The sequence below is a fragment of the Bradyrhizobium shewense genome (genome assembly GCF_900094605.1).
GTDB lineage: Bacteria > Pseudomonadota > Alphaproteobacteria > Rhizobiales > Xanthobacteraceae > Bradyrhizobium > Bradyrhizobium shewense.
In genome coordinates this window covers 193,119-206,144 of sequence record NZ_FMAI01000005.1, presented here as the reverse complement: position 1 = coordinate 206,144, position 13,026 = coordinate 193,119, and the positions used below count along the sequence as shown (strand labels likewise).

The window sequence follows — 13,026 nt, the reverse complement described above, 5'->3', positions numbered from 1 at the left end:
GCCATGAGCGACACCGACGGACAGGTCCCGCTGCCCGATCTCAACGGCCCGATGCCGCCCACCGGCACGGACGTCGGCTACAACGAGGACGAATACGCGGCGCGTGCCGCCGCCGACCTCGAGGCGGTGTTCGACGTTCCCGTGCAGGTCTCGGCCGTGCTCGGCCGCTCGAAGATGGACGTCAGCGAGCTGTTGAAGCTCGGACCCGGCACCGTGCTCGAGCTCGACCGCCGCGTCGGCGAGGCCATCGACATCTACGTCAACAACAAGCTGGTCGCCCGCGGCGAAGTCGTCCTGGTCGAGGACAAGCTCGGCGTGACCATGACCGAAATCATCAAGACCGAACGCAGCTGATAGCGCGCGCGGCCAGACGGACAGGAGACTGACATGCGGCTTCTCATCGTTGGCACATTGAAGGGCCAGCTCACCACTGCCACCAAGATCGCGATGGACAACGGCGCCACCGTGACCCATGCCGAGGACCACGAGCAGGCCATGCGCGTGCTGCGCGGCGGCAAGGGCGCCGACCTCCTGCTGGTCGACGTCGCCCTCGACATCCGCGACCTCGTGATGCGGCTCGAGGCCGAGCACATCCACGCCCCGATCGTCGCCTGCGGCATCACCAACGACGCCCGCGCCGCGGTCGCCGCGATCCACGCCGGCGCCAAGGAATACATCCCGCTGCCGCCGGAGCCGGAGCTGATCGCCGCCGTGCTGGCCGCGGTCGCCAACGATTCCCGCGAGCTGGTCTATCGCGACGAGGCGATGGCGAAGGTGATCAAGCTGGCGCAGCAGATCGCCGGCTCCGACGCTTCGGTGATGGTCACCGGCGAGTCCGGAACGGGCAAGGAAGTGCTGGCCCGCTACGTCCACACCCGCTCGGCCCGCGCCAAGCGCCCCTTCATCTCGATCAACTGCGCCGCGATCCCCGAGCATCTCCTGGAATCCGAGCTGTTCGGCCACGAGAAGGGCGCCTTCACCGGCGCGGTTGCGCGCCGCATCGGCAAGTTCGAGGAGGCGACCGGCGGCACGCTGCTGCTCGACGAAATCTCCGAGATGGACGTCCGCCTGCAATCCAAGCTCTTGCGCGCCATCCAGGAGCGCGTGATCGACCGCGTCGGCGGCACCAAGCCCGTGCCGGTCGACATCCGCATCATCGCGACCTCGAACCGCAACCTCGCGGAAGCGGTGCGCGAAGGCACGTTCCGCGAGGACCTCCTGTTCCGCCTCAACGTCGTGAACCTGAAGATCCCGCCACTGCGCGAACGCCCCGCCGACATTCTGGAGCTCGCCCAGCATTTCGTGAAGAAATATGCCGAGGCCAACGGCGTGCCGATGCGCCCGATTTCGGCGGACGCGCGCCGCGTGCTTTCCAGCAACCGCTGGCAGGGCAACGTCCGCGAGCTCGAGAACACCATGCACCGCGCGGTGCTGATGGCGCAGGGCGACGAGATCGGCCCCGATGCCATCATCACCCCGGACGGCGACCGCCTCGACCTCGCCAAGACCGCGCCGGCGGTGGCGCACGCCACGATGGCCGCTGAGCAGGTGACGCGCGCTCTGGTCGGCCGCACGGTTGCGGACGTCGAGCGCGACCTGATCCTGGAGACGCTGAAGCATTGCCTCGGCAACCGGACCCATGCCGCCAACATCCTGGGCATCTCGATCCGCACGCTGCGCAACAAGCTCAACGAATATTCCGACGGCGGCATCCCGATCACCCCGGCGGGAGCGCCGGGCGAGTATCCACGGATGCCGATGATAGGAGCGTAAGGGCTTCTGACAAGATTGAGGATGCGATGCCCGGGCCAGCCCCGGGCATTTTCTTTGCGGGCAAGGGCTGATGCTATGCTGGCGCCGTCCCGGCCGCGTGCGCAACTGCGTAAGAGGCCGGACGACGCCGGGAGGTACGGCGCGTGAAGCAGTTCACAATCAACACGCCGCGACATCGCTAGAGTCCCGGGGCCGCTTGCCAGGATGCCGGCGAGGGGCCGCATCCGCGTTTTGCGAACCTCCTTCAACCGAAAGGGCACGCCATGAAATGCACTTCGTGGACGATTTCCCGCTTATCGCTGATTGCAACGCTGATCGCAGCCACGGCGCCGCTCGCACGCGCCGACGTGATCATGGACTGGAACGCAAAGGCCGACGCGATCGCCGCCGAGAAGCAAATTCTTCCGGCGCCGCACAGCCGTGTCCTGTCCATGATGCACGTTGCGATGTTCGAGGCCGTCAACGCGATCGACCGCCGCTACGCGCCCTACAAGCTCGCGTTGTCCGCGGAGCGTTCGACCTCGCGGGAAGCCGCGGCGGCGGCTGCGGCTCACGATGTGCTGTTGTCGATCTATCCGGATATCAAACCCGATCTGGATTCGGCGCTGACGAGCTCTCTGGCGCCGATTGCCGAGGGCGAGTCCAAGATCGCCGGCATCGCACTCGGGAAGGACGCCGCGGTGCAGATCATCCAGCTTCGCGCCAACGACGGCAGTAACGCTCCGGAGTCCTACCGCCCCCTCACCACAGCTGGCGTCTATGCTCCAACCGCCGTTCCGTTGTTCCAGACCACGGGCGCGACGACGCCCTGGGTCATGGCGTCGGGATCGCAATTCCGTCCCGGACCGCCACCGGCGCTCGATTCAGAGGTCTGGACCAAGGACGTCAACGAAATCCGCGAGGTCGGCGGCCGCGGCAGCCTGACCCGGACGCCTGAGCAAACGACGATCGGCCGCTTCTGGTTCTTCGTCGGCGCCCGTACCTACAATCCCATCGTCAGGCAGGCGGCATTGGCCAAGGGAATGGATCTCGTCGACTGCGCCCGCCTGTTCGCCTTGACGTCGATGACCGGCAACGATGCCATCGTCGCCGTGTTCGAGGCCAAGTATCACTACAATTTCTGGCGTCCGATCACGGCCATACGCAACGCCGATCTAACCTCGAATGCCGCGACACCTCGCGATCCGTCCTGGCTGCCGCTCGGGGACACGCCGATGCATCCGGAATATCCCTGCGCGCACTGCATCGTCTCGGCCGCGATTTCGACCGTGCTCCAGACTGTCGTCGGAGATTTCGGCGAGTTCTCCCTGACCAGCCCGACGGCACCGGGGGTCACACGCAAATGGTCGCGGCTGCAGGACTACAGCGAGGAAGTCGCCATTGCCCGCATCTACGCCGGCTTCCACTACCGGTTCTCGACCGAGGTCGGCAAGGACATGGGCCGAAAGATAGGTGCCCTGGTCGTCGCGACGCAGCTTCGCGGTGCCGAGGCGAAGGCCGAGCCAAGCCGGTAGTCCTGCCTCTTTGAACGCCGCAGCCCGCATGAGCGGAGCGACATGCGGGACGGCTCGCCCGCTTCCCCGGATATCGCTTCGCTCATCCGGGCTACGGGAGCTACCGAACCGAACACATGGCCGCACCGCATCCAGCGACTAGGCCGCCCCTGCGCAAGGTCCTATAACCCCGCGTGAGAACACGCGAGGAACCACATGTCTCAAGCTCAAATCACGGACTGGCTGGCATCGCAGCGGCAGGCGATGATCGATCTGCTGCGCGATGTCGTGAACATCGATTCCGGATCCTATGACAAGGAAGGCGTCGATGCGGTCGGTGCGCGGTTCGAGCGGCATTTTGCCGAGCACGGCATTCCGTTCCGGCGCGAGGCCAATGCCACGTTCGGCGACGCCATCCATGCCGACGTCGCAAAACCCGGCAGCAACGAGAAGCCGGTGCTGTTGATGGGACATCGCGACACCGTGTTCGGCAAGGGCGAGGCGGAGCGGCGCCCGTTCACGGTCAAGGACGGCCGCGCCTATGGGCCTGGCGTCGCCGACATGAAGTCCGGCGTCGTGATGAACATCTTCGTGGCCACCGCTTTCCACAAATTCGGCGGCAACCCGCATCCGATCAAGTTGCTGATCACTTCGGACGAGGAGATCGGCTCGCCCTCCTCCCGGCCCGTGATCGAGCGCGAAGGCCGCACCGCCCGCGCCGTGTTCAATTCCGAGCCGGGCCGCCCCACCGGCAACATCGTGACGGGGCGCAAGGGCGGCATCTTCATGCATCTCGCTATCACCGGCAAAGCCGCGCATTCCGGCGCCAATTTCGCCGCGGGCATCAGCGCGATCGGCGAACTCGCGCACAAGATCGTGCAGATCCACGCGCTCACGGATCTCGACAAGGGCATCACGCTCAATGTCGGCCTGGTCTCGGGCGGACAGTCCGTCAACACCACGGCGCCTTACGCCGAGGGCCAGATCGACCTGCGCTACGTCGATCCGGCCGATCGTGCGAGGGTGATGGAAGCGATCGAGACCATCGTCGCGAAATCTTTCGTGCCGGGCACGAGTGCGACGCTGACGATCAAGGGCGAGTTCGTGCCGGTGGTGCAGAGCGCGGATTCAAAGGCGCTGTTCGAAAACTATCAGGCCGCAGCAAAGCAGGTCGGCCTCACCACGCTCCAGGGCGAATTCTCCGGCGGCTGCGCCGATTCCGGCTTCACCGCCGCGGTCGGAACGCCGACCATCTGCGGCCTCGGGCCGGTTGGCGGCCTCGCGCACACGCCGGAGGAATATCTGGAGATCGACAGCATCGTGCCGCGCGCGCAGGCGCTGGCGCTGGCGATTTTGCGGGGGTGATGAAGGTGCCGTAGGGTGGGCAAAGGCGCACTTGCGCCGTGCCCACGATTTATCTGCGCTGGATGGAAGTCGTGGGCACGCTTCGCTTTGCCCACCCTACGGACCTCCCGAGCCTCACGAATAACTCGGCGCGTCCGGCTTGCGGAAGATGTGGATGGGATCGCCGGGGATGATCACGGGCTGGCCTGAGTACATCGCGTACGCGTAGAGCGCGAGATAGGCGATCGCCAGCGCGCCGATGGCATAGAACGCGAAGGTCGCGACGCGCTTCATCGATCCACTCCATTGCCGTCCCGAAACGGGAGGCTCAGGCGCTTCTAGAGCGATGAGGGGGAAAAGGCCAGCCTTCCGGCCCGCCTGCCCGCGCGATCAAAGGCCGCGCCGGCCGTGCGCGGGAACGCTCACTTCTGCAAGCCGCGCGACGTCCTCGTCCTGGTCGACCGCCACATACTGGCCGTGCCAATAGGCCAGCGCTGCGGTCCGCGTCGAGCTCCTGATGCCCCTGACACGGCCGATGACGATGCCGTGCGAATGCCGCTCCACGATCTCCTCGACCTCGCAGTCGAAGGCCGACAGCGCGCCGACGAGCAGCGGAACGCCCGAGACCGCCGTCACCCATTTGGCGCCTTTGAAACGGTCAGCGCCCTTCAGCCCGCCCTTGCCGGCAAAGCGTTCGGCGACATCGAGCTGGTCGGCATTGAGGATGTTCACACCGAAGGCGCTGTGCCGCCGGATCAAGGGGAAAGACGAGGCATCACGATTGATGCTGACCAGCAGCGTCGGCGGCTCGACCGACAGCGAGGTCACCGAGGTCACCGTCATGCCGGTGACGTCCTTGCCGCGCCCGGCGGTGATGACGCTGACGCCGCCGGTGAGGTGGCGCATGGCGCCGCGGAAATCGGCGGACGAGACGGGGATTTCAGTCATGAGATCGCGGGGCACTACATTCATGGCATGGTCCCCGAGGCGGGGTTCCCTTGTATTTAGGTACGATCGTCCGCCGACAACAGGTGGCTCAAGATCGAGCCTTCCAGACCCGCAAGCTCGGCCGAGCCGCGCTGGCGCGGCCGGGCCGCATGAATCACGACATCATGGGCGATGCGGCCCTCTTCGATCACCAGCACCCGATCCGCCAGCGCCACGGCTTCGGCGACGTCATGGGTGACCAAAATCGCGGTAAAACCCTGGTCGCGCCAGACGCGCTCCAGAAGACGCTGCATCGAGATCCGGGTCAGCGCATCCAGCGCCCCGAGCGGCTCGTCGAAGGCCAGCACGCGCGGGCGCGAGACCAGCGCCCGGCCCAGCGCGACGCGCTGCTTCTGTCCGCCCGACAGCACCGAGGGCCATTGGTCGCGCTTGTCGGCAAGGCCAACCTCGCTCAGGGCCTTCTCGGCGCGTGCATGCGCATCGCCTGAAGCGCGATCTCGGCCGAGACCGACCTCGACATTGGCCAGCACGCGGGCCCAGGGCAGCAGCCGCGGCTCCTGAAACATCACGCGGATGTCCTCGGGCTGGATGTCTTTTGGCTGAATGTCCTGGCCGAAGCTGATGCTGCCGGCGTCGATCTTGTCGAGGCCCGCGATCAAGCGCAGCAGCGTGCTCTTGCCGCAACCACTTTTTCCCACGATGGCGACGAACTGGCCGGCGGGGATGTGCAAATCGATGCCGCGCAGAACCTCGTTGTCGCCGAAGGATTTGTGCAGGCCCCGGATGCTGAGCGGCAGGCCGCTGCTCTGCGCCTCGCGCACGATTCGGGCGTGAGGCGCAAAATTGGCGCGGCTTGCGAGCTCGGTTTCCGGAAGGGACGTACGAACGGCTGTCTGCATGTGATTCCCAGTATCTCTGCTCAATTTTTCTGGAAGGCGGGGTGCCAGGAGAGCGTCAAACGCTCCAGCACGCGGGAGGCGCTGTCGGCGAGCTTGCCGAGCAGGGCGTAGATCAGGATCGAGAGCACGACGACGTCGATCAGCATGAACTCGCGCGCCTGCATCGCCATGTAGCCGAGGCCTGAGGACGCCGCGATGGTCTCGGCGACGATCAGGGTCAGCCACATGATGCCGAGCGCGAAACGGATGCCGACGAAGATCGACGGCAGCGCGCCCGGGAAGATCACGCGGCGGAACAATTCGCCGTCGGTCATGCCGTAGATGCGGCCCATCTCGATCAGCTGCGGATCGACGGTGCGGATGCCGTGCAGCGTGTTGAGGTAGATCGGGAAGAACACGCCCAGCGCCACCAGGAACAGTTTTGCGCTCTCGTCGATGCCGAACCAGAGGATGACGAGCGGGATCAGCGCCAGATGCGGCACGTTGCGCACCATCTGCAACGTGGTGTCGGTGAGCTTGGCCGAGAGCTGCGACAGGCCGTTGGCGAGGCCGAACGCGAAGCCGATGCTGCCGCCGATAAAAAAGCCGATCGAAGCGCGCCAGAACGAAACCCAGATGTTGCGAACGAGCTCGCCGGAGAGCAGCAGCTTCCAGCCGGCGAGCAGGACGTCGCTCGGGGCCGGCAGCACCCGCGTCGGCACGAAGCCGGTCACGCTGGCGACCTGCCAGATCGCGATGATGGCGAGCGGCACGATCCACTGGATCAGGCCGTCGATCCGCGGCAAACGAAAGCTGCGCGGAAGTGAAACGCTGTCGATCGCGCTCATGACTGCGACACCCGATGTTGCGGACGGAAGTCGCTGCCGACCGTCTCGCCGAACGGACCGCCGTTGAAGTGCAGCTTGGTCACGTTGGAGGGCTGCTCCAGCGCGAGCAGCGGGAACACCAGCTCGGCGAAGCGATAGGCCTCCTCCAGATGCGGGTAGCCCGACATGATGAAAGTATCGATGCCGATGTCCTGATACTCCCTGATGCAGGCCGCGACGGTCTCGGCATCGCCGACCAGCGCCGTACCGGCACCGCCGCGCACGAGGCCGACGCCGGCCCAGAGGTTCGGGGCGATCTCGAGCTTGTCGCGCTTGCCGCCGTGAAGCTGCGCCATTCGCTGCTGGCCGACGGAGTCCATGCGGGCAAAGTTCTTCTGCGCCAGCGCGATGGTGTCGTCGCTGACATGCTTGATCAACTCGTTCGCGGCACCCCAGGCTTCCTCGTTGGTCTCGCGAACAATGACATGAAGGCGGATGCCGAAGGAGAGTTTTTGGCCCCGCGCGCTTGCGACCGCCCTCACCTTCGCAATCTTCTCGGCAACAAGGGCCGGTGGCTCGCCCCAGGTGAGATATTTGTCGACGGTATCGACGGCGACGTCGATGCCGGCATCGGACGAGCCGCCGAAATAAAGCGGCGGGCGCGGCGACTGCACCGGCGGGAACAACAACTTGCCGCCCTCGACATGGATGTGCTTGCCCTCGACATTGACGGTCTTGCCGGCGAGCAGGTCGCTATAGACGTTGAGAAACTCGCGGGTGACCTCGTAGCGCTCGTCATGCGACAGGAAGATGCCGTCGCCCTTGTTCTCGACGGGATCGCCGCCGGTGACGACGTTGACGAGCAGCCGGCCGCCCGTGACGCGATCGAGCGTCGCGGTCATTCGCGCCGCAACGCTCGGCGATTGCAGGCCAGGGCGGACTGCCACGAGATAGTGCAGACGTTCGGTGAACGGCGCGACTGAGGAGGCGACGATCCAGGAATCATCGCAAGATCGCCCGGTCGGCAACAGTACGCCGAAATAGCCGAGCTGGTCGGCCGCCTGCGCGATCTGGCGCAGATAGTTGAAGTTGACCTCGCGGCCGCCGATGCCGGTGCCGAGATAGCGGCCGTCGCCGTGGGTCGGCAGAAACCAGAGGATATTGGCGCTGGGTTGCTTGCTCATGGTCTTGCTCACGATCCTGACTTCCGAGCGACGTCGGAGATCTTGATGGATTTGGGGATCAGGCCCAGCGCGAAGAACGCGTCGGCCACCTGCTGCTGGTCGGCGATGACGGCATCCGTGATCGGCTTGATGCCGTAGGACTGTCGCTTCAACGCCACCTCGACCACGGGCACCGACAATCCGATCGCCGGAGCAAGCTGCTCGGCCACCGCATGAATGTCGCCTTTGGCCCAGTCGTCGACCGTGCTGAGCTCGGCGAGCACGACGTCGACGACCTCAGGGTTGGCATCGAGGAATTTCTTCGAGGAGAAATAGAACTGGTAGTTGGCGACGATGCCGGTGCCGTTAGCGAGTGTGCGCGCGCCGGTGGCCGCTTCGGCGGCGGCCTGGAACGGATCCCAGATCACCCAGGCATCGACCGCGCCGCGCTCGAAGGCGGCGCGCGCATCGGCGGGCGCGAGGAAGACCGGCTCAACTTCCGAATATTTCACGCCAGCCTTCTCCAGCGCTTTGACCAGGAGGTAGTGGACGTTGGAGCCCTTGTTGAGGGCGACCTTCTTGCCCTTGAGCTCAGTGACCGATTTCAACGGGCTGTCCTTCGGCACCAGGATCGCCTCGCCTTGTGGGGCCGGCGGCTCATAGGCGACATACTGGATCGGCGCGCCGGCGGCCTGCGCAAAGATCGGCGGGGCTTCACCGGTGTTGCCGAAATCGATCGCGCCGACATTGAGCGCTTCGAGCAGCGGCGGTCCGGAGGGGAATTCGGTCCACACCACCTTGTAGCCGTCGGCCGCCAGCTTCGGCTCCAGCGTGCCCTTGCTCTTGAGCAGCACCAGCTTGCCGTATTTCTGGTAGCCGATGCGGACCACCTTGTCCTGACCATAGGACGTGCCGACCGCGGCGGCGACGATGCCGATCGACAGCACGACGGCCGCGATCAGACGCTGGATGATACGCCTCATGTTCAAACCCCTGTGTGTGGGAAGGCTGGTCGGCACGATCAGGCTGCCGGATTGCGCCAGACGATGTCGCGGATCGCGATCGGCTTCGGGATCAGGCCGAGCTTGTAGAAGCGATCGGCGACGCCCTGCTGGGTCGCGACGATGTCGTCGGTGACGGGGCCGACGACGAAGGACGACCGGTTCGCCGCGATGGTCTGGATCTCCAGCGGGATGCCGGTCACCGCGGCGAGAGACTTCGCGACTTCGTCGCGATGCTGCTCGGCCCATCTGGCTGTCGCGGTGGTGACGTCGACGATCTGCTGCAGGATCGCGCCGTGGTTCTTCGCGAAGTCGCGTTTGGCGATGTAGAAGGAATTGGTCTTGGTGACCTCGCGCGCGTTGATCAGGATGCGGCCGTTCTGCCTGGTCTCGCCGATCGCGAAATACGGATCCCAGATCGCCCAGGCTTCGATGCTGCCATTGGCAAAGGCGGGGCCTGCGTCCGGCGGCGTCAGATAAACCGGCGTGATGTCGGCATAGGCCAGGCCCGCCTTCTCCAGCGTCTGCACCACGATGTTGTGCGCGCTGGAGCCTTTGGTGAAACCGACCCGCTTGCCTTTCAGCTCAGTGATGGCGCGGATCGGCGAATCCTTCGGCACCAGAATGCCCTGGCCGTTGGTGATGGGCTGGCCCGCGGCATAGACGATCGCGGCGCCAGCGGCCTGCGCGAACACCGGCGGGGAATCGCCGACTGCGCCGTAATCGACGCTGCCGACATTCATCGCTTCCATCATCGGCGGGCCCGAGGAGAACTCGACCCATTTCACCTCGATGCCGAGCGGCGCGAAATGTTTTTCCAGCGCGGCCTGCTGGCGCGTGATGACCAGCACGCCGTTCTTCTGATAGCCGATACGAATTTCCTTCACCGCGCCTTGCGCAAGTGCGGGCGAGGCGAACGCAGCGGCGGCCGCGGTTCCGATCGAGAGTTTGAGAAAATCACGACGCTGCATTCCACACTCCCGGCCGCGTGCGGCCGTCAGTCATTCCAGTTCGGGAATGATGGTGCGGGTTGTCGGAGGTGTCGAGACGTGCGGAAAAATAGCGATGCGAGCACTGCGCGTGCGGCAGCGCGCATGATTAATCTTTCAAGCGGCCGCGATGATGCAGAGGGATTTTTTCTGCACGCGAATGTGAGCGCACCGCCCCGAGACTCAAAATGTCGAAAACGACCCCATGCACAGTAGCCGGCAATAGCGGGATCAATGACTTACATGGCAGGCGACTTGCGCGGCAGGCGATACCGATTGCTCCGTCGGGCAAAACAGGAGCATGATGGCATGATCGCGGAGTAGGAGCCGTCGTGGCGTGAAGCTCCCGCCACCACCTCCGCTGTCATTCCCCGCGTAGGCGGGGAATCCAGTATTCCAGAGACGTCAATACTTCACATGACTGCCGCGGCGTACTGGATCGCCCGCTCCAGTGCGCAATTGCGCACAAGGCCGAGCGATGACACCGTCCTTGCGGCGAGGGTTCGCGCTGCAAGCTAATGCCACCGCACCGGCAGATTCTGCAGTCCGCGAAACGCCCAGCCGCCGATCCGCACCGGCTCGTCATCGGCGATCTCGATCTGCGCCGCCCGCGCGAACACCGTCGGCAGTGCGACATCGGCGATCATGGCGCGGGAGGCCCACGCGCCGGCGCAGAAATGCGGGCCGGCGCCGAACGCGACGCTCTTGGTCGTATCACGCCGCACGTCGAACTGATCCGCGCGCTCAAAATGCCTCTCGTCGCGATTGGCGGAGCCGAACATCAGGAACACGCGCTCGTCCGTCTCGAAGGCGACGTCGCGGATGCTCCACGGCTTGGCGATGCGGCGCGGCGACATACCGATCGGCGAGATCCAACGGGCATATTCCTCGAACGCCTCGAGCCAAGTCACCTCGCCCCTGCGCACCAGATCGAGCTGCTCGGGATGGGTCAAGAGCGCCCACACCGTGCCGGCGATCGCCTTGCGGGGCTCGTTCTGACCGCCCGAGATCGCGAGTTTGACGTTCGCGCGCACGCTCTCCATCGGCATGCCGGAGGCGAGCAGCACGCCTAAAATGCTCTGGTCGGGATGCTTGCGCATCGCCGGCAGGATGTCGTCGATCGCGGCATCGATGCCCGACGTCGCGGCGTGGCAGCGCGCCTCGACCTCAGGGTCGCCGGCATAGTTGGCGATGCCCTCGATCATGCCCTGCGACCACGCGTCCATGTCGCCAAAGCCGATATTGGTGAGGCCAGTGATCGACTTCAGGCATTCGCCGGAGAACGGCAGCGCGAAATTGCGCATGAAGTCGATCCGCCCCGGCTCGATCGCATCGAGGATGCGGTCGGCATGGGCCTGGAACAGCGCGGTCCAGTGCGCCTTCACCGTCTTCGGCGACACCGTCGGAAACATCGCGCGGCGCTCGACCTGGTGCGCTTCGCCGTCCTTGCGCATCATATTGTGGCCCATCAGCCGGTTCATCAGGCCTGCGGGCTGGTGCGAGGAGAACACGTCGATCTGCTTCTCGGAGATCGAGATGTCGTCGCGGCTGGTCAGCAGCGTCGAGCCGAGCTGCGGCACGAACGCGATCGGCGCCTCTTTCCGCATTTTGGCGAGCATCGGATAGGGATCGGCCCAGAACGCGGGCGGGTCGATGTCGATGCGCGGCGCGGTGCTCAAAGCTGCCTCCCGGATTGTCGTATCCTTCGGGCCAGACTAGCGACCTCCGCGGCCGGCGTCTGTCCCTAGCGATGGGGACAGACGGCAGGAGAGCATTTACGTGTAAGTCCGGTTGACGGGACAAAACGACAAGGAATTCCCCGTGGCTCGCAACCTCGATATGTGCCGGGCTTGGAGATCGTCGCGACGCAGGCGTCGAATTTGCCGTGGCAACCGGTTCCTGTACACTTGGCGTGCAAAGCTTGGCCTGCAAAGCCAAGACGGGATGGTCATGACCACATTGCTCATCGTAGGCGCGACGGGGCTGGTTGGCGGCCGCGCGATGACGCTTGCTCTTGCGGACTCTCGCATCACGCGCATCATCGCGCCAACGCGGCGTGCGCTGCCAGCCGAGGAGCGGGTAACCAATCCTCGGCTCGATGATCTGATTGCTGGTGCCGGCGGTGAGGAATGGCGAGCCGACGGCGCAATCTGCGCGCTCGGAACGACGCGGGCGGCTGCGGGGTCGGCAGCAGCATTTCGAGCGATCGATTACGAACTGGTGCTGCTGATCGCGCGGCGGCTGCGCGACGCTGGAGTCGGTCGGTTAGCGCTGGTATCGTCCTTGGGCGCCGACCCACGATCCCTGTTTCTCTACACGCGGACGAAGGGCGAGGTGGAAGAGGCCATCGGGGCGCTCGCTTTCCCGTCCCTGACGATCCTGCGGCCAGGCTTCCTGGATGGCGAGCGTGCCGAAAGCAGGCCGGTACAGCGAGCAGTTCGGAACGTCCTAGACTTCGCGTCCCCCCTGTTGCCGCGAGTTGCGCGTGTAAGCGCGGTGACCAACGTGGCCCGGCAGCTCATCGAGGCGGCTGTTGCCGGCGAACCAGGAACGCACGTCATTGGAGCCGGACAACTGGCAGAGGGCGGCAGCTGACACCGCCGGTCCAGC

The 13,026-nt window shown here is 65.3% G+C and carries 13 protein-coding genes; 5 read left to right on the top strand and 8 right to left on the bottom strand.

Annotated features, from left to right (window positions below; all coding sequences use genetic code 11):
- Positions 1–3: 3 nt before the first annotated feature.
- The 4 genes from fliN to GA0061098_RS12015 all read left to right on the top strand — a co-directional run bounded on the left by fliN (position 4) and on the right by GA0061098_RS12015 (position 4,631).
- Positions 4–354 (top strand): flagellar motor switch protein FliN, encoded by a 351-nt coding sequence (gene fliN / locus GA0061098_RS12030; protein WP_018318401.1) that lies wholly within the window; start codon positions 4–6, stop codon positions 352–354.
- Positions 355–387: 33 nt separating this feature from the next.
- Positions 388–1,773: a sigma-54-dependent transcriptional regulator FlbD gene (flbD, locus tag GA0061098_RS12025; protein ID WP_091956516.1), complete on the top strand. Its 1,386-nt coding sequence runs from the start codon at positions 388–390 to the stop codon at positions 1,771–1,773.
- A 263-nt stretch (positions 1,774–2,036) separates the two neighbouring features.
- The gene (locus GA0061098_RS12020; RefSeq protein ID WP_091956515.1) at positions 2,037–3,287 is read left to right on the top strand and encodes a vanadium-dependent haloperoxidase; all 1,251 of its coding nucleotides are present in this window, start codon (positions 2,037–2,039) and stop codon (positions 3,285–3,287) included.
- 195 nt (positions 3,288–3,482) lie between these two features.
- Positions 3,483–4,631, top strand: coding sequence for a M20 family metallopeptidase (locus GA0061098_RS12015; protein WP_091956514.1), 1,149 nt, complete (start codon positions 3,483–3,485; stop codon positions 4,629–4,631).
- A gap of 114 nt (positions 4,632–4,745) precedes the next feature.
- Here the strand turns inward: GA0061098_RS12015 and GA0061098_RS44890 are convergent, their stop codons facing one another.
- From GA0061098_RS44890 to GA0061098_RS11980, 8 genes are all read right to left on the bottom strand, one after another.
- The gene (locus tag GA0061098_RS44890; RefSeq protein ID WP_165637304.1) at positions 4,746–4,904 is read right to left on the bottom strand and encodes a hypothetical protein; all 159 of its coding nucleotides are present in this window, start codon (positions 4,902–4,904) and stop codon (positions 4,746–4,748) included.
- 96 nt (positions 4,905–5,000) lie between these two features.
- The gene (locus GA0061098_RS12010) at positions 5,001–5,582 is read right to left on the bottom strand and encodes a flavin reductase family protein (RefSeq protein WP_091956513.1); all 582 of its coding nucleotides are present in this window, start codon (positions 5,580–5,582) and stop codon (positions 5,001–5,003) included.
- A 32-nt stretch (positions 5,583–5,614) separates the two neighbouring features.
- A complete protein-coding gene (locus GA0061098_RS12005) occupies positions 5,615–6,457 on the bottom strand; it encodes an ATP-binding cassette domain-containing protein (RefSeq protein ID WP_091956512.1) in 843 nt (280 codons plus the stop codon).
- A 20-nt stretch (positions 6,458–6,477) separates the two neighbouring features.
- Positions 6,478–7,284 carry an aliphatic sulfonate ABC transporter permease SsuC gene (gene ssuC, locus GA0061098_RS12000; RefSeq protein ID WP_091956511.1) on the bottom strand — a complete coding sequence of 269 codons (807 nt, stop codon included), beginning with the start codon at positions 7,282–7,284 and terminating at the stop codon, positions 6,478–6,480.
- Positions 7,281–8,447, bottom strand: a complete 1,167-nt coding sequence (gene ssuD / locus GA0061098_RS11995) for an FMNH2-dependent alkanesulfonate monooxygenase (RefSeq protein WP_091956644.1) — start codon at positions 8,445–8,447, stop codon at positions 7,281–7,283. Before ssuD ends, ssuC begins: the two co-directional genes overlap by 4 nt.
- Before the next feature lie 8 nt (positions 8,448–8,455).
- On the bottom strand, positions 8,456–9,409 hold the full coding sequence (locus tag GA0061098_RS11990) for a sulfonate ABC transporter substrate-binding protein (protein ID WP_091956510.1): 954 nt from the start codon (positions 9,407–9,409) through the stop codon (positions 8,456–8,458).
- A 38-nt stretch (positions 9,410–9,447) separates the two neighbouring features.
- Positions 9,448–10,398: a sulfonate ABC transporter substrate-binding protein gene (locus GA0061098_RS11985; protein WP_091956509.1), complete on the bottom strand. Its 951-nt coding sequence runs from the start codon at positions 10,396–10,398 to the stop codon at positions 9,448–9,450.
- A gap of 533 nt (positions 10,399–10,931) precedes the next feature.
- Positions 10,932–12,095: a cytochrome P450 gene (locus GA0061098_RS11980; protein WP_091956508.1), complete on the bottom strand. Its 1,164-nt coding sequence runs from the start codon at positions 12,093–12,095 to the stop codon at positions 10,932–10,934.
- A gap of 271 nt (positions 12,096–12,366) precedes the next feature.
- On the opposite strand from GA0061098_RS11980, the gene GA0061098_RS11975 reads away from it, so the two are divergent.
- Positions 12,367–13,011, top strand: a complete 645-nt coding sequence (locus GA0061098_RS11975) for a Rossmann-fold NAD(P)-binding domain-containing protein (protein ID WP_245323233.1) — start codon at positions 12,367–12,369, stop codon at positions 13,009–13,011.
- Positions 13,012–13,026 lie beyond the last annotated feature (15 nt).